General features: G+C 45.6%; 19 protein-coding genes. 12 read left to right on the forward strand and 7 right to left on the reverse strand.

Features of this window, described 5'->3' with window-relative positions; translation table 11 throughout:
* Positions 1–2: 2 nt before the first annotated feature.
* The 5 genes from Q4Q54_RS02165 to panP all read left to right on the forward strand — a co-directional run bounded on the left by Q4Q54_RS02165 (position 3) and on the right by panP (position 7,426).
* Positions 3–1,241, forward strand: a complete 1,239-nt coding sequence (locus tag Q4Q54_RS02165) for a sugar diacid recognition domain-containing protein (protein WP_311987521.1) — start codon at positions 3–5, stop codon at positions 1,239–1,241.
* Positions 1,242–1,392: 151 nt separating this feature from the next.
* A complete protein-coding gene (locus tag Q4Q54_RS02170; protein ID WP_311987523.1) occupies positions 1,393–2,400 on the forward strand; it encodes a catalase family peroxidase in 1,008 nt (335 codons plus the stop codon).
* 327 nt (positions 2,401–2,727) lie between these two features.
* Positions 2,728–4,086 carry a GntP family permease gene (locus tag Q4Q54_RS02175; protein ID WP_311987524.1) on the forward strand — a complete coding sequence of 453 codons (1,359 nt, stop codon included), beginning with the start codon at positions 2,728–2,730 and terminating at the stop codon, positions 4,084–4,086.
* Between the two features lie 228 nt (positions 4,087–4,314).
* The gene (locus Q4Q54_RS02180; protein WP_311987526.1) at positions 4,315–5,523 is read left to right on the forward strand and encodes a glycerate kinase; all 1,209 of its coding nucleotides are present in this window, start codon (positions 4,315–4,317) and stop codon (positions 5,521–5,523) included.
* A gap of 253 nt (positions 5,524–5,776) precedes the next feature.
* The gene (gene panP / locus Q4Q54_RS02185; protein WP_311987528.1) at positions 5,777–7,426 is read left to right on the forward strand and encodes a pyridoxal-dependent aspartate 1-decarboxylase PanP; all 1,650 of its coding nucleotides are present in this window, start codon (positions 5,777–5,779) and stop codon (positions 7,424–7,426) included.
* Between the two features lie 174 nt (positions 7,427–7,600).
* Here panP and Q4Q54_RS02190 read toward each other — a convergent pair whose 3' ends face one another.
* A complete protein-coding gene (locus tag Q4Q54_RS02190; RefSeq protein ID WP_311987530.1) occupies positions 7,601–7,762 on the reverse strand; it encodes a hypothetical protein in 162 nt (53 codons plus the stop codon).
* A 317-nt stretch (positions 7,763–8,079) separates the two neighbouring features.
* On the opposite strand from Q4Q54_RS02190, the gene Q4Q54_RS02195 reads away from it, so the two are divergent.
* The 7 genes from Q4Q54_RS02195 to Q4Q54_RS02225 all read left to right on the forward strand — a co-directional run bounded on the left by Q4Q54_RS02195 (position 8,080) and on the right by Q4Q54_RS02225 (position 15,932).
* A complete protein-coding gene (locus tag Q4Q54_RS02195; RefSeq protein WP_311987532.1) occupies positions 8,080–9,783 on the forward strand; it encodes a HEPN domain-containing protein in 1,704 nt (567 codons plus the stop codon).
* 580 nt (positions 9,784–10,363) lie between these two features.
* The gene (locus tag Q4Q54_RS02200) at positions 10,364–10,672 is read left to right on the forward strand and encodes a hypothetical protein (RefSeq protein ID WP_311987534.1); all 309 of its coding nucleotides are present in this window, start codon (positions 10,364–10,366) and stop codon (positions 10,670–10,672) included.
* A gap of 129 nt (positions 10,673–10,801) precedes the next feature.
* Complete coding sequence (locus Q4Q54_RS02205; RefSeq protein WP_311899964.1) at positions 10,802–11,458, forward strand: Vat family streptogramin A O-acetyltransferase; 657 nt, start codon at positions 10,802–10,804, stop codon at positions 11,456–11,458.
* A gap of 221 nt (positions 11,459–11,679) precedes the next feature.
* Positions 11,680–12,516 carry an AraC family transcriptional regulator gene (locus tag Q4Q54_RS02210; RefSeq protein ID WP_311987536.1) on the forward strand — a complete coding sequence of 279 codons (837 nt, stop codon included), beginning with the start codon at positions 11,680–11,682 and terminating at the stop codon, positions 12,514–12,516.
* Positions 12,517–12,730: 214 nt separating this feature from the next.
* The gene (locus Q4Q54_RS02215; protein ID WP_311987537.1) at positions 12,731–13,552 is read left to right on the forward strand and encodes an AzlC family ABC transporter permease; all 822 of its coding nucleotides are present in this window, start codon (positions 12,731–12,733) and stop codon (positions 13,550–13,552) included.
* Positions 13,549–13,851 (forward strand): AzlD domain-containing protein, encoded by a 303-nt coding sequence (locus tag Q4Q54_RS02220; RefSeq protein ID WP_006085337.1) that lies wholly within the window; start codon positions 13,549–13,551, stop codon positions 13,849–13,851. The genes Q4Q54_RS02215 and Q4Q54_RS02220 overlap by 4 nt, the downstream gene beginning before the upstream one ends.
* A 788-nt stretch (positions 13,852–14,639) precedes the next feature.
* Positions 14,640–15,932 carry an aerolysin family beta-barrel pore-forming toxin gene (locus tag Q4Q54_RS02225; RefSeq protein WP_259520928.1) on the forward strand — a complete coding sequence of 431 codons (1,293 nt, stop codon included), beginning with the start codon at positions 14,640–14,642 and terminating at the stop codon, positions 15,930–15,932.
* Between the two features lie 115 nt (positions 15,933–16,047).
* Here Q4Q54_RS02225 and Q4Q54_RS02230 read toward each other — a convergent pair whose 3' ends face one another.
* The 6 genes from Q4Q54_RS02230 to Q4Q54_RS02255 all read right to left on the reverse strand — a co-directional run bounded on the left by Q4Q54_RS02230 (position 16,048) and on the right by Q4Q54_RS02255 (position 22,651).
* Positions 16,048–16,761, reverse strand: coding sequence for a YafY family protein (locus Q4Q54_RS02230; RefSeq protein ID WP_311899971.1), 714 nt, complete (start codon positions 16,759–16,761; stop codon positions 16,048–16,050).
* 109 nt (positions 16,762–16,870) lie between these two features.
* Entirely contained in the window at positions 16,871–17,320 is a 450-nt protein-coding gene (locus Q4Q54_RS02235; protein ID WP_071939018.1) for a GyrI-like domain-containing protein, read from the reverse strand.
* Between the two features lie 101 nt (positions 17,321–17,421).
* Complete coding sequence (locus Q4Q54_RS02240) at positions 17,422–17,805, reverse strand: VOC family protein (protein WP_006081088.1); 384 nt, start codon at positions 17,803–17,805, stop codon at positions 17,422–17,424.
* 173 nt (positions 17,806–17,978) lie between these two features.
* Positions 17,979–19,700 carry a phospho-sugar mutase gene (locus tag Q4Q54_RS02245; RefSeq protein WP_311987539.1) on the reverse strand — a complete coding sequence of 574 codons (1,722 nt, stop codon included), beginning with the start codon at positions 19,698–19,700 and terminating at the stop codon, positions 17,979–17,981.
* A gap of 191 nt (positions 19,701–19,891) precedes the next feature.
* Complete coding sequence (locus Q4Q54_RS02250; RefSeq protein WP_311987541.1) at positions 19,892–21,430, reverse strand: hypothetical protein; 1,539 nt, start codon at positions 21,428–21,430, stop codon at positions 19,892–19,894.
* A 234-nt stretch (positions 21,431–21,664) separates the two neighbouring features.
* A complete protein-coding gene (locus Q4Q54_RS02255) occupies positions 21,665–22,651 on the reverse strand; it encodes a TerC family protein (RefSeq protein WP_311987542.1) in 987 nt (328 codons plus the stop codon).
* Positions 22,652–22,992 lie beyond the last annotated feature (341 nt).

Raw genomic sequence — 22,992 nt, forward strand, 5'->3', positions numbered from 1 at the left:
ATATGTATCTGCTTGATTCTGCCATCGCTAAACAGATTGTGAGTCGCACAATGAAAATCATTGGCCACAATATCAATGTGATGAACGGCCAAGGAGTGATTTTAGGCTCAGGCGATCCTAAACGTATTGGTTCAACCCACGAAGGCGCGCTGCTGGCGATTGCCCAAAATCGCAATGTGGAGATAAGCCAAGAAGTGGCCTCTGGGCTACATGGCGTAAAACCTGGCATCAATTTACCCTTGCATTATCAGGGACAAATCATAGGTGTTGTCGGCATTACTGGCGATCCAAGTGAGCTTACCCATTACGGTGAATTACTCAAAATGACCGCCGAAATGATTGTCGAACAAGCCAACCTGCAGGATAAATTGCAGTGGGAGAATCGCCAGCGCGAAGAGTTTATTCTGCAGTTGATCAAAGCTGAAACCGATGATGCACAGTTGCACCGCTGGGCAAAACAGCTCGACATTGATATCAGCCTGCCAAGAGTCGCAGCCATCATTGAGATCAGTGAAAAAAATATCCAGAAACAACATTTAAAGACTGACACCATTTCATCGGCCTTGTCCTTAGCAGAGGCATCCACTCAGTCCGTAGATGAACGCAGCCCCAGAGTCAGCGAAACCCTCAAGCAAGTGCTGCATCTATTGCAAAATCCGGATCGTGGTAACTTGATTGCCATGACCTCCATGTCGCAGTTAGTGATCCTAAAGCCAGCTTTTTTAGATGGGAAACAATGGGACCCAGAGCTTGAAAATCAGCGTATCGATAAACTGTTGCAGCGCTTACCCGCCCAAATGGATTTAAACTTTAAAATAGCCTTAGGCCACTTCTTCCCCGAAAAAGGCGGTATCGCGCGCTCCTATCAAACCGCGCAGGAAACCTTAGCCCTAGGTAAACAACGCAATGCTGAGGGCAATAAATACCTGTTCGAAGATTACTCCCTGCAAGTACTACTAGCGGGACTTAAACATGACTGGCGCGGTCAGGCACTCGCAACACCCTATCAGCAACTCGCCAAGGCCGATAAAAACGGCCAGTTACGCAAAACCTTAGCCGCCTATATCACCCACTTTGGTGATGCGCAGCAATGCGCGAATGCGCTGTTTATACATCGCAACACACTTAGATATCGCCTCGATAAAATTCAGCAAATCACCCAAGCCGATATTCAATCCCTGCATGGATTATTGAGCCTGTATCTTGGACAGCTGCTTGATACTTCGTCCCCCCCAAGGTAAAGGATGTTATTTCCTATGCCATTGAGTCAATAAAGCATGTATTAACAGATCGATTGAAAGATTTATACCGTATCCCCTTTCCTATAGTTTCTAATAACAATCTCGCGTCGACATGTCGAACGCTCGACCCAGACCATTGAAAGGAATTGCAATGACCCCATTCAAACTGACTTTACTCGCCAAAGCCTGCCTCATCACAGGCTTAGCGCTAACTTCACAGACATTAGTCGCAGCCGAAAAAACCATTCCAGAGCTGGTTGATGCCGTCAATGGCACGCCCGATGCGGCAAGTCGCGAGGCGGGTAAAAAGGTAAAACTGCGTAATCACACGAAAGGATTTTGCACCTCAGGCAGTTTTAAACCGGATCCGCAATTACAACAAACACTGGCGATTCCGTTTTTTAATCAAGATGCCATTAAAGTTACTGCCCGTTTTTCCCTTGGTGGCACAAATCCACAGATCTCCGATAAAACCGCTGGGCGCTTTATGTCACTCAAAATAGATGGCGATAAAGAAAACCTTAACTTTGTTACCACTAACGTCCCCGTTTTCTTCGCCAGTAATCTAGAAGACTTTTTTACCTTTCAGACTAAAGTGAAACAAGGCGCGGAAGGTAAACAGTGGCTTATCGACAATCAACCCAGCGCTAAAGCCTTTTTCGACTATGTCAAACAGCTGCCTCCCAGCCCTAGTTTTGCCAACAGCCGCTACTATGGCGTGAATAGTTTCCTGTTTAGCCCCCAAAAAGGTGGCGCTCAGCAAGGTGAAACGGTTGCGGGAAAGTGGATTTTTGAGCCCGTCGCAGGTACGGCAGCACTGTCAGCCAGCGAACTTGCCAATTTGGGTGACGATTTTTTAGAGGCAGAATTACTCGAGCGCATTAAAACCCAGCCAGCACAATGGAATCTCTATATTCAACTGGCCGAAACGGGCGATGAGATTAATGACCCCACAGTAATTTGGCCTGAGACTCGCCAGCGTTTGCTGGTTGGCCAAGTGGTGATTAACGGTGAGCGAGATAGCGATCCCCAAGTGCAACAGTGCGATAAAGGCATTTTCAACCCGCTGTTATTACCTAAGGGCATTGCCGCGTCTGCCGATCCGATACTCAATGCTCGCACCGCTGCCTATGTCGAATCTTTTATTCGTCGCCAATAAAACGACGAGTTAAGCCGAGTTCCTCCTATTTAAGGTTGGCAAATAGCCCTATTTGCCACCCCTTACAGACAAGCCCCCTTATCGACAAAACGCCTCCTCTTACATTCGAATTCACCTAAGCATTTTTGTGCATGAGCACAAAAATGGCGAAACATAACGCGGTAATTCCGTGGGTTTAGCCAAAGCTATTCAAGCATGCCTGCACAATAATAGGATGACCTTAAAGCAGCCCTCATTTGGACTCAGGCCCAAATAAGCACTGCGCCCTACAATATAAGTCAAAAAACTTACTCAAAAACTTCAGCCAAGAACTGAACGGGACATAATATGAACTTAGTGCTTATTCTTATCGGCGTGATTGCATTTATTGTTATCGCGACCTCAAAATTTAAACTCCACCCCTTTTTAACCTTAATTCTAGCCGCCTTTATCGCGGCGTTCGCCTATGGCTTACCGAGCGGAGAAATCGCTAAAACCATCACCACAGGTTTTGGCGGCATCTTAGGTTATATCGGCCTTGTGATCGTCTTGGGGACTATCATAGGTATCATTCTAGAAAAAAGCGGCGCCGCCATTACCATGGCTGATGTGGTGATCAAGGTATTAGGTAAACGCTTCCCGACATTAACTATGTCGGTCATCGGCTACCTAGTGTCTATTCCAGTCTTTTGTGATTCGGGCTTTGTGATCTTGAACTCGCTAAAACAATCGATGGCCAACCGCATGAAGGTCTCTAGCGTCTCCATGAGCGTTGCCTTAGCCACGGGTCTGTATGCCACTCACACCTTTGTACCGCCAACACCGGGGCCTATCGCCGCCGCGGGTAACTTAGGCTTAGAGTCGAACTTGGGCTTAGTGATTGGCGTGGGTCTCTTTGTGGCCGCCGTTGCCGCATTAGCAGGCATGTTATGGGCGAACCGTTTTGCCGATGTTGAGCCAGATGGTGAAGGCGCAAAGGAGCTTAAAGCGGAAGCGAGTGACTATGAAACCCTGAAAAAAAGCTATGGCACCCTGCCTAGCCCATTAAAAGCCTTCGCACCGATTTTTGTACCTATCGTATTAATTTGTTTAGGTTCTATCGCTAACTTCCCTTCAGCGCCTTTAGGTAAAGCAGGGTTATTTGACGCGCTAGTGTTCCTCGGTCAACCGGTTAACGCTCTGATGATTGGCCTATTCTTATCCCTGTCGTTATTAAAAGGTGAGAATAAGATCAGTGAATTTAGCGAGCGCATCAGCCAAGGGTTAGTCACAGCCGCGCCAATTATTTTAATCACAGGTGCGGGCGGTGCCTTTGGTGCTGTCTTAAAAGCCACGCCTATCGGTGACTTTTTAGGCACATCACTGTCGGCACTCGGTATCGGTATCTTTATGCCGTTCATCGTCGCCGCTGCGCTTAAATCGGCGCAGGGTTCATCGACAGTCGCGTTGGTCGCAACCTCAGCACTGGTTGCGCCTATGCTCGGTGATATCGGTCTTGGCAGCGATATGGGCCGTGTATTGACGGTGATGGCAATTGGTGCCGGCGCGATGACGGTTTCCCACGCCAATGACAGCTTCTTCTGGGTCGTCACTCAATTTAGCCGCATGAGTGTGAAACAAGCTTACAAAGCACAAACCATGGCAACCCTTATTCAAGGTATCACCGCCATGTTGACTGTGTATGTGCTCAGCTTAGTCTTGCTCTAATAGTGAGTTAACCTTGATTCAAGCTTGTCCCTTGGGCGCAAACCGCGCCCAAGATGTCTTTGTTATCGCCCAAATAATTGCAACAGTTCAATGTGCCAGTGATGGATATTAATACGCTTATATCCCTCAGTATTTGCACAGGAAAGCTGTAGTACCCAACGTAAGTGGCATTGGGTTTAGTGTTCAACATTGAGCCCTGTTTTATCCCATTTAGCTGTAGGATTTTTAATGAAAATAGTTATCGCCCCCGACTCATTTAAAGAAAGCTTAAGCGCCCTCGAAGTGGCCAACGCCATCGAGCAAGGCTTAAGACAAGTGATACCCGACTGCGACATAGTCAAAATTCCCGTTGCCGATGGCGGCGAAGGCACAGTGCAATCTATGGTCGATGCCACGAGCGGCAGTATTGTCAGCCTAGAGGTCATGGGTCCACTGGGGCATAGGGTGCAAGCGCACTATGGCATTCTTGGTAATCTATCAAATAGTGACTCGAATAATGACTCGGATAGTCGCTCTAATGATGGCTCTGCAACGGTTCCAAATACTGGCGCGATTGCCGTGATTGAAATGGCCTCGGCCTCTGGTCTGCACCATGTGCCAAGGGAGCAACGTAATCCGCTGATCACCACCAGTTATGGCACGGGTGAGCTGATTTGTGATGCGCTTAATCGGGGGATAAAGCACATCATTTTAGGACTGGGCGGCAGTGCCACCAACGATGGCGGCGCGGGTATGGCCCAAGCGCTGGACATTTTATTGCTCGATAGCCAAGGTAAAACCTTGCCTTCTGGCGGCGCGGCGCTAGCGAACCTTGCCCAAATCGATGTATCAAACGCTCATCCACTGTTACGTGAATGCAGCTTCGAAGTCGCCTGCGATGTTGATAATCCACTGTGCGGTGAGCGGGGTGCATCGGCGATTTTTGGTCCGCAAAAAGGCGCAACACCCGAGATGGTTAAGCTGCTCGATTTAGCGCTCGCCCATTATGCCGATGTGATTGCCAGCAATGGCATGACAGATCACCGAGAACATGCGGGTGCAGGCGCTGCGGGCGGCATGGGTCTTGGCGTGATGGCTTTTTTAAATGCAGAGCTTAAACCCGGTGTTGAAATTGTAATGAAGACCGTTGGCCTTGCTGACAAAATCCGTGGCGCTGACTTAGTGATCACAGGTGAAGGCCGTATCGACGGTCAAACCGTGTTTGGAAAAACCCCGATGGGCGTGTTAAAGCAAGCCCAACTGCAGGGCATTCCCACTATCGGTATCGCGGGCTGCCTCGGTGACAACGCCAATGCCATATTGGATAACGGTATGGCGGCAATTTTCCCTATTATCCCGCACTTAAGTCCACTCGATGATGTACTGGCCAATGCCAAGCTAAACCTTTGCAATACCGCCCGAAATATCGGCGCGGTACTCATGTTAGGCCAGCGCTAATACTCAAACAAATACTTAAGTAATTCCCTCAGTTTGATGATTTAAATAAAGGCGCCACTACGGCGCCTTTGCTTATTTAGGCCACAACGCTTTGGTAACACAAATTTTAGTGCTTGATGCCTAAAAGGCCTTGCAGTAAAGTGAGCTCCCTTTTTGGTATTCCGCTGATTGAACATTTTGAGAGTCACTGGTCCGTTATACTCTTCGAGCCAATTTGCGGTTTCACTATAAAAATTAATAGACGGCAAGCCCCATGACCCAGAAACTCCCTCGCCAAGCCACAGCATCCGAAGAAAGTCTGCTACGCATTTTTACTGCACCGGAAGATGCAGGATCAACGCTGAGTATTATCGAGCAGAAGCTCTCCGAGGACTTAGCAGGCTTTTTGGGTGACAGTATCGCCGCGCTCGAAAAACCCTTGTCGGAAATTGAAACCGATTTTCAAGCCTTTGAGATCCCAACTCAGCCGCGTTTCGTCTCCGATTACACCGACGAGATTATGCAAAATTTGGTGGCGCATTCGGTACACACAGCGGCACCGAGTTTTATCGGCCACATGACGTCGGCACTGCCCTACTTTGTGTTGCCGCTGTCGAAAATGATGGTGGGACTCAATCAAAATCTGGTCAAAATCGAAACCTCAAAGGCATTTACGCCGCTTGAGCGCCAAGTGCTCGGCATGATGCACCATTTGATTTACGACCAAGATACGGATTTTTATCAAAGCTGGATGCACAGCGCCAATCATTCCCTCGGCGCATTTTGCTCCGGCGGCACAGTGGCCAACATCACGGCCCTGTGGATTGCCCGCAACCAACTGCTCAAGGCCGATGGCGACTTTAAAGGCGTCAGCCGCGAAGGCTTACTCAAGGCGCTACGCCACTATGGCTATGACGATTTAGCGATTTTGGTCTCGGAGCGCGGTCACTATTCGCTGGGCAAAGCCGTCGATCTGCTTGGTATCGGCCGCGACAATATCATCAGCATTCCCACGGGCAGCGATAACAAGGTCGATGTCGCAAAAATGCGCCAAGCCGCCCTTGAACTTGCCAGTAAAAACATCAAAGTGTTGGCGATTGTTGGCGTGGCTGGCACCACAGAAACCGGTAATGTTGACCCACTGACAGAATTAGCGGCGCTGGCAAAAGAGTTAAATTGCCATTTCCATGTCGATGCAGCGTGGGGCGGAGCAAGTTTATTATCCAATAAATACCGCCACTTACTCGCAGGTATCGAACTTGCCGATTCAGTGACCATCGATGCCCACAAACAAATGTACGTGCCTATGGGCGCAGGTATGGTGTTATTTAAAGACCCAGAGTTCGCCCACGCCATTGCCCATCACGCCGAATACATTCTGCGCCGTGGTTCAAAGGACTTAGGCAGCCAAACGCTGGAAGGTTCACGCCCCGGCATGGCGATGTTAGTGCATGCTTGTTTGCAGATCATCGGCCGCGATGGCTATGAAATCTTAATCAATAACAGCCTTGAAAAAGCCCGTTATTTTGCCGAACAAATCAAAGCCCATGAGGATTTTGAGCTAATCACTGAGCCAGAACTGTGTCTGCTGACTTATCGTTATGTGCCCGCCCGCGTACAAGCCGCCATGAAGCTGGCCTGTGAGCAAGCAGACACCTTAAGACTCGCCCGCTTTAACGAACTGCTCGATGGCCTCACCCAGTTTATTCAAAAGCACCAACGCGAACAGGGTAAATCCTTCGTCTCACGCACCCGCATTCAGCCAGCCCGCTATTTTAGGCAAGCGACTGTGGTGTTTCGCGTAGTGCTCGCTAACCCCCTCACCAGCCATGACATTCTCAATCAAGTGCTGGTAGAACAAAGTGAAATCGCTGCACTAGATAACGAGTTTTTACCCGCACTCATGGCGATGATTACCCAATAGCAACTTTCAGATATAGCAGATAAAGATTTCAAAATAGCAAAGCAGCCCCAGAGTTCCTTGGGGTTGCTTTGAATTGATGATTTTGGGTTTTCGATAGCAATTTGAAATAATAAAAGGCAAAATCAACATTAGTCAAAACCTCAGTTTCAACCTATCTTTCATGTAATTAAGCCCTTATCCATCAATCTGTTGTGCGCCGAATTCAACTGCTGCCGTGACTCGCCGTGAAGCCATCCATGGCGGCTCTACGATGACATCCATGTCATCGAAGGTCACGTCCACAGTTAAATTCACCTTAGCTAATTTCTGCGTAATCTGCAGTACATGGAAGAACAAATACCGCGATCACATAGCAGCGATGTTAATCACATCCAATAGAGATTATGGTGTCAAAGAGTAACGATGAAGGTGTGGGTGTCCTTACTCTTTTACTGGTGTCTTCACTCTTTTATCACGTAAGTATTGGTGGTGGTAACTTGGATCAGACCTGTCAGGCCACACAAATTCAACGTCCATTAAAATAGGCAATATACCTTTCTCGATTGCGTCATTCTTCGCTATAACCTAATTATTTCAATATATAAACTGTAGCCTTTCCGTTGTTACTTGATTAAAGTGTAATTTGTTTTAATGAGACTTAAGGGAGTACAGGAGTGTCTAAAAAGGAATTAAGTTTCTTCGAAGAATACAAATTCACGGTAAAATTCAACCTTGATGGTGACGATTTCACAGGTATTCTCTCCATAAATGCTAGCCGTATCCTAAATCTTGAAATTCACACTGACAATCACAACTTGCTGTTCGAAGAATATAGAACAATTAATTCACCAATCACTTGTTATGAAATTGGCTCACACAAAACGTTCACTCTACATCAATCAGAGCTTCAAAGAGGTGGGTTGATTACTTGCAGATATATCACTTCAGGCTCTTTGCTCTCGAATGACATTGACCAGTTTGAAGTACACCTTACAGGTATCTCAACTTGGTTTGAAAGATTACGAATCACTGAAATAACAGACACTGAGTTAAAGCGAAATACAGCCATAGACAAATTCTTAGTTGACTTTACCTATAAAGAAAATGACTACTCGATAGAAAACCACCGTTATGTATCATCACCAACAACCACACCAACTGAGCATCTAATCCAAATTGAAGACTGCTTTATCATCAAAAAGAAAAATGACAAATTTACGTTACGTGAAGTAGAAAATCTTGCATTAGAGATACGAAATCTCTTTTCACTCCTTCTGGGGTATTATTTATCAATCAAAAACTTATATGTCTTTTCATCCAATGAGAGACATGAATATCAATCCATTATTTTCTCAAGCATAATCTACGAAAAAATCCCATTTAAGTATCACCACGATACGCTCTGTCATTATAATAATGTATCTGGTTGGGGGCTTTGGGAAACAATCATAACCAACTACTTCAAAGTTGAATCGTTCCGAGCAATATGGAACCGCCTAGTAGTATCTTTTTCACGTTCACGCACAGAGATTTGGGAATATCGAATTTTATCTGTCGTTGTAACGCTTGAAATGTACTGCGAGCAGGAGTCTAAGGGGAAAGGACATAAACTAAAAAGGGCGAAGTTTAACGAGCTAAGGTCACAGCTTAACGAAACGCTGAAAACTTTTATTGAATCGAATGAATTCTCCACGGATGAGCAATTAGTTATAGATGGCATCGAGAGTGTTATTACCAGCCTAAAAAATACTTCCCACTCCACTCTACAGCACAAATATGATTTCTTAATGAGCAAGACGAGTGATGGTATTAAAGAAGCTATTTCATTCAGCAATTCTGATTTTGATGTGTTGAAGAAGCTTAGGAACTCTGTTGCACATGGCCTAAATTACAAGACAGTGATAGATGGAGAAATCACAAAAGAAGTTCAACTAAAAGATCGTCTTTTAGTATTGTTAATGTATTTTGTATTTCGCGAATTAGGTTTTAGTGATACTCAGGTAGCTCAAAATATAAGCAATACATTTAACCCATTCATACGTAACGCTGACATTAATGAAAGAGCGAGAGATAAGCTAGCTGGTACGGCTAGTTTCATAACATTACATAAAGAAATCGATCTTAATGAATTTAGTTTCGTTGATTATCTTGTTATTAATCATGACTCTAAATCTGATCTTTTCACATTGAATGAAGACCTATCCTATGAAACAAAACATAAATGGCGTAATAGCGGTATATCCGATGTCCGAGATTTTATTAGGAGCAAACTTCTCCAAGATAGTGATTTTGAAATTGAATATGTTAATAAATTATATCTTTCCAGTGGCACAGATGAACAATGCTACCACGGTGCAATTATGTTAACTCATAAATGAGACTTCACGGTACTTTCCCATGCACACTGGACATAGCATTTTTTGCCTTTAGAGCTAAATTGTACTAGCTCAGACCTGATCTGACAGTCACCCATTTTCAGGGTGCCACTGTCAGTTTAGATTTGAGCTAAATTCTTTTCTACCCAAACCGTTTACCCATCGATTTACGTGGCCATCGGTGTTCTGCCACTGCACATTTTTCCTTGATGGATTCGTTCATTGTTGTAATGAAAAGATGGGACAGGCTTGAATCTCTTGGGATTAAAAGCTAACTCCGAAGTAACAGAATACACCTCCCCTCGGAGTTGCCGCAGGGCGAATAGGCAAATTGCGTGAGTCTCGCCATGGATGGCGAGCTAGCTTTCGCAGGTGCAGGGACGCATCCTTCGGAAGCGATAGCAAATTTGCCAATGAGCACAAGGGGCTTTCAACTCCGTTGGGGGCGTCTTGGAGCATCCAAGGAGGATAGGACGAGCAGTCCTCCTTGGTCGGGTGTGGGGTGAAGCCCCACGACGTTGATTTAGCCTTTAAAAATTAACCATCAATCATCCCCGAAACCACATAGGAACTAAGGCCTTACATGCGAAAAATCATTCTACCACTGATCATGCTAAGCCTTGGCGCATTGCCTCTATTTGCTCAAGCACAGGACACCAACGCGTTATGGGGTAAAAAATACGCTGAGGTGAAATCGAGTTTATTGGCTGCTGGCTGGGTATTAGCGCCCGTAGCGGAAGATGAAACGCCAATGACAGAAGACTATCCCGAAATAACCTGTGGTAGTGGCGCGATGGCAATTTGCTCTGTCGGCTTTATGCGAGACAAAACTACGCTTGCCTTAGTGGTTAAACGTATTGAAAATACACTGGTGGTGACGGGCGAGTATTAATCCGACTCATCCCGCTATCTACATCACCATAGGCACCACAATCAACACCGCAATAGGCACCACAAATTCGCACATCAATCGCATAAAAAAATGCACGAGTTAAGACGTACTTTAACGATGGAGACAGTTATGCCTGACACGACACCCCATTCCCAATTAGGCCCAAATCCTAACGATAGAGAACCAATGAAAGGCTTCCCTCAGGTTGGATTTCTTAAAAACTTTATTACCCGCGAGAACATTATCGTCGGCGATTATACCTATTATGACGATCCTGCTGGGCCTGAAAGATTCGAGTCGAATGTGCTTTATCACTTTGACTTTATTGGCGATAAACTGATTATCGGTAAATTCTGCGCTATTGCTAAAGACGTGAAATTCATTATGAATGGCGCCAATCATCAATTGTCTGGCTTCTCGACTTATCCCTTTTATATCTTCGGCAATGGCTGGGAAAAGGTAATGCCCGATCCCACCGATTTGCCCCATAAAGGCGACACCTGTATCGGTAACGATGTGTGGATTGGTTATAACGCCACTATCATGCCTGGAGTGAAGATTGGCCACGGCGCAATTGTTGCCAGTCAATCAGTGGTGACAAGAGATGTGCCGCCCTACGCTGTGGTTGGCGGTAATCCTGCCACTGTCATCAAGCTCAGGTTCGAGCAAGATGTGATAGATGAGCTCGTTGCCATCGCTTGGTGGGATTGGCCGATAGAGAAAATCACTCAGCACCTACACGCCATCGCGGGCGCGGATCTGACTCCATTACAGCAGGCGACCTAAGCAAAGCCAGTCGCGAGCAAGACTGAGCTCCCAAATATCAACTGACTAATATCTCGAGTGACAGATATATCAAGTAACCAATATTAGCAATAATGATTAATAAACAGTCATTAAGCGCAAAACAAAATCCAATATGCGCAATTTTGTACAAAAGCGCTGAGGATTTCTGGGTTACTATCAGGCATAACCCGCCCATTCATCCATTCAAGAAAGGAGGCTTGATGAACACAGAACATGCGGCCTACCAGATTGCCGATGAATTAGGTGGCCTCGAGTTACTCAATGCCCACTACCATAAACAAAATTTTAGTCGGCATACCCACGAAGGTTACACAGTAGGCGTGATTGAAACGGGTGCGCAGCGTTTTTATCGCACCGGTGGCAACCATGTGGCGCCAAAACACAGCATTATTCTCGTCAATGCCGATGAAGTGCATAATGGCTGTAGCGCCACTGAGGGCGGCTGGTCGTATCGTGCCATGTATCCAGTCCCTGCGCAGTTTGCCGGTATTAACAGTGAGCGAGCAGCAAACAGCGGTGCGCCCTATTTCCCTGAGCCCGTAGTGTACGATCCTGAATTAGCCGAACTGCTGCGCCTCACCTTTACTACCTTAGATACATCGGATAATCGCTTACTGCGCGAAAGCTTAGTCTATTCAAGCTTGACGCAGTTGATGGCGCGCCATGGCAAGCATCGTCCAAGCGACAACCTCACGGCAATGGCCAAGCCTGCGTTAGCACTGGTGAAATCTTTTATCGACGATCATCCTGCGGCCGATATATCCCTTGAAGAACTGGCAACGCTTGCGGGATTAAGCCCCTATTATTTACTCAAGCAATTTCAGCGTTATTACGGCTTACCGCCCCACGCTTACCAAATTCAGGCCAGAGTCAGACTGGCCAAGGGGAAGATCAAACAAGGCACACGACTGCTTGATGTCGCTCTCGATTGTGGTTTTCACGATCAAAGCCATTTGAATCGGCATTTTAAAAAGACCGTCGGCGTAACCCCAGGACAATTTGCCAAAGAAATAGGCCGCAATATTATCCAAGCCTAAACAACCACTTTAGGTTAATCTGCCATGCTAATGCTTGCTTACTATCCCTAATAACAGGCCGCTAATAACAGGTCTGCCATGACTAAACACTAGTCTCTAAGAAATAGTCACTAAACAGTCGTAACTGAGCGGTAATAACAGAGCAAGCAAACCTTATCCAAGCATTCATTGTTTAACAGCGACCCTCGCGTCGCCGCTATTTTTAGGAGCCAAAGTGACAACCGACAAGCTTATAGAATCTGATGTTTCTCCCGCGCATCCCACAAAAGCCAAGGCTTTTTTAAAAGGCACCTTGGCCATGATGCCGCTGACAATAGCAGTAGTTCCTTGGGGAATTTTAGCGGGCTCCTTCGCCATTGAGGTTGGACTCACGCCCATTGAAAGCCAAGCCATGTCAGCCATTATCTTCGCGGGCGCGGCTCAGTTAGTGGCGCTCGGCATGGTCAAAGCCGGTATTGGTCTGTGGAGTATCTTAATTACGACGCTACTCATCACTTCGCGCCATCTGTTATATGCGATGGCGATGCGCAGTCAAATCAGTCCCTTACCATTAAAGTGGCGTCTGACATTGGGCTTTTTGCTCACAGATGAACTGTTTGCCATCGCCAATCAAGGCAAGTTGCATAAGTTCGATCGCTGGTACGCCCTTGGCGGCGGCTTGAGTTTTTATATCGGCTGGAACATAGCGACCTTGCTTGGCATAGTCGCAGGCAATGCTATCGAGAATTTAGGCGAACTTGGGCTAGATTTCGCCATCGCAGCCACCTTTATCGCACTGGTCGTGCCCACGGTAAAAAAGCCGTCGATTCTCGTCTGTGTATTAGTCTCGCTCACTCTCGCAGTGGTATGCGCCTTATTTGAAATTCAAGCGGGATTACTGATCGCAGCCATAGCCGGAATGACAACTGGCGTACTTTACGCCAAAGTGACCAAGGAAGCGGAACGCGCAGAACAATCCGCAACTGAGCTTGCAAGCACACAGGCCCAAGCAGAAACTGGGACTAAGACAAACACAGCATCAGGAGAAAAAGCATGATTTGGTTAATGATTTTCTCAATGGCTGCGGTTGTGTTTATTAGTCGTCATTTACTGCTCGAACCTAAATTACCGCTGCGATTAAGTAAGGGCACCCAAACTTTTTTAAGTTACTCAGCCCCTGCAGTACTGACCGCTATCTTCGCGCCCATAGTGTTTGTGCAAGAAGGCCAGCTCGATCTCAGCTTAGACAACAGCTATCTCATCTGCGCCGTGGTCGCGACGATACTCGCGCTCGTCACCCGTAACACCTTGCTGACCACAGTGTTGAGTATGGGACTGTTTTTCTTTATCCATTAAGCAAACAACATTAAGTAAACAACATTAAGTAAACAAAGAGTCAGTGCCCAGCAGCGGCACTGGCTCTTGCATCAAGCACTTAACCGCCTCTAGCACACTTTTACACAATCTCATCCCATCTGAGACGTCGTCTCTTAGAAAATCATTTTCACATTATCTTTATCTTCCACAATCTTCATGTCTCTATGCCCTTATGGCTCTACAAAAACAGTAGCGACTTTAACGGCCTTTCATACATCGACGATAATGGAGAGAGATGAGATTTGTCTGCAATAACAAAGACTAAAACCACAAAGAGAAAATACTTAACCTAGCCATATTCACACTATTCATTGCCTAAAGACTTCCGCTCAAACATGTTATTTACATTATTTATTACAGTATTTATCTCGGTATAGATTTCGATATAACTCTCGGTATAACTATTGATATAAATCTCGACATAAAGAGTCCATTTAAAAAGTTTTCCATAAAAAAGTCAGCATAAATATTAAATACGCCATGCCATTAATATTAATCCACGCACAAAAATCAATCTATTAAAAATTAAAGTAAATACACTATATTATAAAGTTTTAAATACCGTTTAAAAATAAAGTAATTAACAATTTTAACTTAAATTAAACACCATTTAAATTAATCTAATTTTACTTTGTTTAATAAAAATAAAAGTGCTAGTTTTTAGATGTGCCTAGCAGTAATGATTATTTATATGATTTAGGAGTACATATAATTGCCATCGGCGCTCTCAATGAAAGGACATATTTTATTAAAATAAAGGAACAATCATGAGAACAAAATCTAGCCTGAGTATATTAACTTTATCCTGTTTAACCGCACTTGGAACTGTTTCTTTGTTGGCCGAAGCTGCTATTCCGAATACTATTCCAAAACTGTCAATGGTAGAACACGCTGCCCCTGATCTTGATTCACTTAAAAATGATGCGATTAACGATCCCTCGTTTATCAGCTCGTTATTCTCCTTGGGACACCATCTTGGATATGCATGGGCTGGCGGTACGGCATCCCAGTATGTTGGTGAAGACATCGAAGTCAGAAGAGAATCGAGCAACGAATACAGTCTTAAAGCCCGCTATAACGGCAATGACCCTTATGCAAGCGGCTACAGAGCGAATGAACGTTTGAAGGTGAATTTACAAAATATCCATTTCGTGACTAATCCTCAAAACCTAAAGTTAGGTTCACCTCAAGTTTATGATCGTGAAGCTATTTATACCGCTCCAGTAGTGATTTACAACTGGGGCGATACCGAAGATACCGGTGTAGCCACCCTAAACTATGATTACACCACTAGCTGGGCCAAAACCGATAATTTCTCTTTCTCCGAGAAAATTGGCGTAACCAATAAATATGAAGTGGGTATTCCAGGAATAGGTGGAGCGAGTTCTGAAATCAGTGCCGAATTTTCAGCCAGCCAAGGTTGGAGTGAAACCGATGGTAAAAGTACAACGATTTCAAGTCAGGCACAGTACCGAGCAATTATGCCGCCTCGCAGCAAACGTTATATCTCAATCACTCTGTTTAAACAAAAGGCGGATGTCCCATACACCTCAAGTTTATATATGATGTACGATATAAAATATGAGAACTTCTTAAAATGGGGAGGTAATGCGCATATTAATCATCCAACAAACAGACCTAACTTCCCTTACACCTTTGGCGGAGCGAATGCGAATAATCTTAATGGGCCAGAAGCCTTAGTCGATCAATATCTTCATCAAGATATAAATGGTTATGGTGTTTGGGATTGGCCTACAGCGATTAGTTCGGCACAGTCAAAAAGTGGCTTTGAGTGGCAATTGGCGAATATTGTTAGACAACATGGCGCACCTATCAGCGGTAAATTTACCGCAATAGATTCGAGTCAATTTAATATCGATGCCAGTGAATCCTATCCGCTAACGGATGAAGATATTGCTAATCGTCCTAAAAGCGCTCAAAAATTAGGACTGAGTCGTAATATTCAAGTTGCCGTCGGCGAAATCCAAAATAATGATGAAGATGGTTTAATCAAAAAACTGAATATTTCGCAATCAAGCGAAGTCATGTTAAACAATTAAAAACGGTGAGTTTAGGCTCTCAATAATAGCTATGATACGATTTTCAGAGAGATCTCGATACAACTAGCAAAATACTAGAATGTTACTAGAAAATTAGAAATGTAAGATAAGCCACTCATTCGAGTGGCTTATCTTTTGCTTCGGCTCGCGCCTTCGCATGTTCATCCATCAGGCAAATATAATCTTCCAGCTCTTGCCCTGGTGCTTGTTCAAAATGACGGTTCAGCCGCACAAGGCCTGTGATGCGATCAACCCTGAAATTACGAAAAGCCGAACGTAGCTCACACCATGTCAGTAAGGTCCAAGTACCACGCCAAAAATAGATGGCGAGCGGGCGCACTTCACGCTCGGTGACATCGAGTTTGACGTCTTGATAGAAGAGTTTGACGTATTCGCGGCGCTGAGCTGAATTACGCAGCGGATCGAGGAATTGGAACTCATTGGAGTCGAGGTAAAAATCCGGTGAAAACATCAAGGATTGATAGGCTTGTAGTCGTTTTGGTAGTACGGCTTCGACTTTAATCATCGCCTGCCTCGCGGCGCTACCAAGCTCCTTGCCACCCCAAGTTTGCACCATACGCATGCCAACTTGAATCGCTTCGAGTTCGGCTTCGTTAAACATCAAGGGCGGAACATTGACCTCGTGGCGCAACAAATAGCCGACACCCGCCTCCCCTTCAATGGGAATGCCACTTAGACACAAATCCTGCACGTCACGGTAAATCGTGCGCGTGGACACCTCTAACCGTTCAGCCAACTCTTGGGCTGTGGTCAGGCGTTTATGTTTAAGAATTTGCACTATTTGAAATAGGCGGTCGGCGCGGCGCATTGACTCTGATTCAATCCTTTAGTTGCCTATCAGTTGATTAAGCATTGTGAGTTTACATAAATCACTGACATATCCTGATACTCACTTGAGTGATATTTTACGATTTAAATCATAAAATCCCGATATAAATCTCAACCTCAGTGGCGCTGAGATAGACTTCAAAATCAGTTTGATAACGTCGCTGATGCGGACAATCGTTAGCACTAAAATAGCCCCACACTTGTCCCCAAAGATCGATAACACACTGGGGCATGTCACCTTGACCGGTGAATTTAAGGTATTTACCGGCTTCAAGCTCAAGCGACGTGAAGTGGTTTGCCTCAACAGGGGCATCAATTGCCTTGCCCACCAGCACAGCAAACTCGCCATTCATGTCTGACTCATAGTCGTAATACACGCCATACATGGGCGAATTGAGCATAGCGGTGAGTTGTGATGATTCAAAAAAGGCTTGCCATAAACCGCCAATTTTAGCGCCATCGGCGGACATTTCGGCCCGATTGTTCGTGCGGGTGCTCAGCCCAAGTAGCGGTCGAGCATCAATATAAACCACGTCCATCTTTGTTTCTTCCATAGAAATCTAAACCCATACTTTAGTTAATTGCGTGATTTTAGCGTCGTGCCTTAAGGCCACGACGCTAATACATTAATCACTCGAGACTACTTATCCTTAGACCACAGACCCACTTTGTTACCTTCGCTATCGGCAAATAACGCGATATAACCACACTCACCGTCTTTTATCGGTGTGACTGGCAGGATAATCGTCACCTCTGCTGCGATAAGTTTATCCACTAAAGGTTGCAATTGTGCGCTGAAATGCAGATACACAGTGCTGCCTTGCATCGATGGCTGACTCATGCTGCATTTGACTAACCCTATGCTCGCCGCGCTCGCATCTTCGGTGACTATCGTCGCATATTCCATGTCTTCCATATCGTCACGTTTAAACTCAACCCCAAAATGCTGCTGATAAAAAGCAACGGCACGGTTCATGTCACTGACAGGAATTTCACCCCAAACTAACGGTGCAATAGATAACATTTTCACTTTCTCCTTGTTGAAAAATATCAATGATTCAAAACCTTATTTATAAAATTCAGGACTGAATCATTAACGGGCGACAACAAGAATAAAACAAGGCTACTGACAGCATGATGTCAGTAGCCTTTTAATAAAAGTGAATGTTGAGGTTTTTGGCTTAGCAGTTAAAAGCGTTACTTTGGCAAACTGGCTTGGTGCGCCTGAATAAAATCATCCATGGCTTTGCTCGCCCTCGCTTGGGCGCTGGCTAAGGTATCCGTATCGACCATAGTTTCGACCACTTCGTAGTAGCACTTAATTTTAGGTTCAGTACCAGATGGCCTGACGATCACCCGAGCGCCACCCGCTAAGCAATAGGTCAAAACATCACTCGGTGGCAAGTCGATTTTCTTAACGCTACCATCGGCAAAACGACGCTCAAGGGCTTTTAAATCATCGGTTGAGAGCACGTCATGCTCATCAATCTTCACGGGGGGATGTTCGCGTAAATAGGCGCCAATATTAGGCGTGTCAGGTTTTAGTGCAATACTCACCTGCGCATTGAGATGGAAGCCATGCTCACGGTAAATGTGCTCGAGTCTGTCCCAAATCGTTTGCCCCTTCGCCACTAGCTCGGCAGTTAATTGGGCAAATGCCACCAGCGCCGACAAGCCATCTTTATCCCACACCATGCTGCCAACTGTGTAGCCAAGGGCTTCTTCATAGGCAAACAGGAATTGATCCTCAGGGGACGTTTTCGCAATACCCACATTCATCAACCACTTAAAGCCAGTGAGCGTGGTAAAGCTTTGCGTGCCAAACCCTTGAGCAATTTTAGATAACAGGCTCGATGACACTATCGTTGTGCCCGTAAGTTGCTGATTATCTTTGGCGTGAGATAACAAGTAATGCCCAAAGAGCACACCGACTTGATCGCCCGTCAGCATCTGGTATTCGCCATCATCACGACGCACTGCGACCGCAAAACGGTCGGCATCGGGATCGTTAGCACAGGCGAGCATAGCGCCGTGTTTTTTCGCCTCAGCAATCACTAAATCCATCGCGCCCTTTTCTTCCGGATTGGGGAAGTTCACCGTTGGGAAATCGCCATCGGGTTCACGCTGGGAGGCAACCGAATACACTTGGGTGAACCCCGCATCTTTCAATACGGTTTCAGCCATTTCAGCGCCCACACCGTGCATGGCGGTATAGGCTAAACTGACCTTTTCTGGAGCCGTATGGTTTTGCAGCACCTCAGCCTGCTGCACGCCATGGCGATAGCTTTGGTAAAAATCGTCCTGCAACAGAATCAACTTACCCTGTTTTACCGCCTCATCATGTTCTAAAAACGGAATAGCTTGATTCGCGGCGCGCTCAATTTGCGCGGCAATGCCAGAATCGTGGGGCGGAATAATCTGCGCGCCATTCTCCCAATACACTTTATAGCCATTGTATTGCGGCGGGTTATGACTCGCGGTCACTACAATGCCTGCTGCCGCATTAAAATGTTTCACCCCAAAGGCCACCAGCGGTGTCGGCGCCACTTTAGACGTTAAGCGCACCTTAATGCCCATAGCGGTCAGTACGCTCGCCGCATCATGGGCAAAATTGAATGAGTCGTGGCGACCATCGTAACCAATCACTACACCACGCTCGGCGGCATCTTTAATCTGATCAAGTAGATAAGCACCAAGGCCTGCCGAGGTTTGACGGATCACCAGACGGTTCATCCCCATAGGCCCAGCGCCGACCACACCGCGTAATCCTGCGGTGCCAAACTCTAAGCGACCCGCAAAGCGTGCCGCGAGTTCGGCTTCATTGCCACTATCGACTAGGGTTTGTAATTGGGATTGAGTGCGAGGGTCAGGATCATTTTCAAGCCAATGGTTTACCTGTAACTGCAGATGGGTATTCATAACACGCCTCATTGAAAATCATTTGCAATCACATTAGGAAAAACAGCGACGAAGAACAAGCTAATTTGCATTAATTTCAAAATCAGCTGAGGCTTAATTTCGGCATAAACTAAGGCTGAGCATAAAAAACGCACTATCTGGCCATTCATGCCGGATAGTGCGTTGGTGTTAACCTTAAACAAACTTCAACATTAGCGAGAAGGTAAAGTGCCCTCGAATACGCGCACTTTGATGTTCTTTTTCAGGTTATCTTGGTCTTCTTGCCATTCTTGCCACTGGGTGAGACTGATGCTGAGCTGTAATGAAAAGTCAGTTGAAATCCACTCTTTTTGCCCTTGGGCATATTTAGGTACGGGGACTATGTTGCTTGGCCCAACAAAGGATGCTGAGCACATAAAGGTTTTGAAATACACTTGGTCAATCGATAAATCGAGGGCGCTGGGCGATGTTAAGCATTGACCACTACCCGGCTCTTGATACGAGGCAAATTGGTACATGATTGCCGGTGTATTATTAGTGCGATCAGGAACGGATGCGGTTTGATGGCAAGATAAACAGCTACTTAATGCGTTATCCGCAGGGCCATTTAAACGTCCGTTACACCCTAAGTGTCCCGCATTGGTGTGCTCATTCAAGCGACCAACGACCTCTTGAAATACAGCGCTATCCTTAAGCCCTGTGATTGGGTTTTGAGGGAATGCTGCCGCTCCCACTGTGGCTGGCGGCGTGTCATTACCCCACATTAACCCCAGTGGGGAGATACGATCCCAAGGATTTTTCTCTTTCGCTTTAAACTGACCATCGGCGACAAAAGTGCCATAGGCCCAGCCCACGGGCGAGCGGCTGTCACGCACTGCGATGTCAAACTGTAATAAGTACACATCGGCGACAGAGCGCGGGCATTGCTCTGTTTCCTGTTGGAAACTGCAAGCACTGCCATCGGCATTTTTACATTCGCAGAAATCACTGGCACTGATATTGGCTTGCCAAACGGGTACGTTTTCGAGGAAAGGATAATTATTGGGCGTTGCGGTAGTGAACAGTAACTTGCCAATCACACTACCTTCATTAAATGCAAAATTTTGCTGGGGCATTACAGGCGATGGCGCTCCCGTCCATACCTTGCCAATGCTATTAGCCGCCTGAGGATTATAAAACCCCACCGCCCACATAGTGGTTTTCAAATCGCCTTGGCCTTTTATCGCCATAGTAACGGGGGCTTCGCGGGTCAAGCCGTGGATAAATTCCCGCCCACTCATAGGATCATAGGTCTGATAGGGAATATGGTACCAAGAGCGTACCTTGTTATTGCACAGGTCCCAGTCCTTACTGATATCGCCTTTATCGATGTTCCCCTCTTGGATGTATTTCATCACAGCCCAAATGTATTTCCACGCTTGGGTATTTTTATCTGTCTCACTCAGACTTTTATCGAAGGGATTGAATTCAAGCCAAGGTGCAGCATTATCTTGCTGCGCACTCGAATAAGCGTCGCTCAAGCTAAAAATGGGTCCCTTCCAGCCCGAATAAGCTTGGTTGATGATGACTTGATTGTCCCACATACCTGTTTTATTGAACGCGGGGTCTTGGAAGTAACTGGGGTAAGCTCCAGTACAGGTTGAATTTGCATTAGATGTAATGTTCGTCGATTGTTTATCTGCAGCTTTTACGTTGACAGTAGTGAACAAACAAACGGTGAGCATGAGTATGGCGGCAATGTTAAGTTTCATAATGTCGTCCTTGAAGAGTATTAATCCTAAAAACTCCCTTTGTGAGTCTCGGCACCAGCGGCGACTCAAAGTAAGCATAGACTAATTTTTAATATCCTCATTTTTTAACATCCTCTATAAAGCTTAACGATTCGGATAGTAAGAATATAAAAAAGGCCGTTTAGCATGGGCTAAACGGCCAAGAGATTCGTTATTGGACTCGCCACGAGTCACGCAAACAATTTCTCTATTTCCCTATTTATCGATTTCTTGGCCGCGCGTTTTCCACAGCGAGAACAAGACCCCTGCGACTAACAGGCCGAACGTCACCCCAAGAGACAGTGCGGTTGGAATAGTAAAGTCCACTATGCCCTCGTGATTGAAATACACTAAGCCCACTTTTACCCCGATAAACACTAATACCACCGACAGCGCGTATTTAAGGTACTCGAAACGATGCACCATAGCAGCCAAGGCAAAATACAAGGCACGTAGCCCCAAAATCGCGAAGATATTTGAGGTATAAACAATGAAAGGATCTTGGGTAATCGCAAAAATGGCTGGAATACTGTCGACCGCAAACACTAAATCTGCGGTTTCCACTAAGATCAACGCTAAAAATAACGGCGTCGCCCACCATCCTTTTGATAACTGATGATCTTCACCCCGTACCCAGAACTTCTCTTTATGCAGTGTCGGCGTAAAACGCATCTTAGTGCGTAACCATTTGTAAAACTTATTATCTTGGATATCACTGTGCTCGTCATTGGAGAAGAGCATTTTCACGCCAGTGAAAATCAAGAAAAGTCCAAATAACACCAGTACGCCTTGATACTGGGCAACGAGCACTGCGCCAAGGCCAATCATAATCGCGCGTAGCACTATTACGCCCAAAATACCCCAGAAGAGCACTCTGTGTTGGTATAAACGCGGAATGCCTAAACTACTGAAGATTAAGGCGATAACAAATACGTTATCCATAGACAGCGATTTTTCAATCAAATAACCCGTCAGGTATTCCATACCCGCGGTTGAGCCCTTATACCACCACAGCCAAGCCCCAAACAGTAAGCCCATACAGATATAAAAGGCTGAAAGCTTTAAACTTTCGGCCACGGTAATTTCATGCTGTTCCTTGTGTAGTACGCCAAGATCGAAGACCAATAACGCCAGCACAAAACCGAAAAACATCAACCAAACCCAAAGTGGGTAACCCACAAATAGGGTGGTAAAAAACTCCATAAGTCTCCTTAATAACCAACATAACGGCTGAGCGAAATCAGTACAATTGAGCAGATCGACATTAACTCATTGTAGAAATATAAACTGTGAAATCCTATATGAAAAATGCAACTATCAAGATTAAAATTCTTTTATAATCAATATTATTACGCTACTTATTTACACTTATACTCAGAATAAGGTCACAGTCAATCACAGCGCTTCCCTAAGCAAATCATCTACCCCATCCATTCGTAACATTCATTTAGAAAATGGCCTCGAACGAGTACGAAGATGTTCTCAAATAGTACAAAATCGCCACACCCTCTATAGAACGACGAACAACAGCGAAATCAAGGCTA

This window comes from Shewanella sp. SP2S2-4 (assembly GCF_031932025.1).
GTDB lineage: Bacteria > Pseudomonadota > Gammaproteobacteria > Enterobacterales > Shewanellaceae > Shewanella > Shewanella baltica.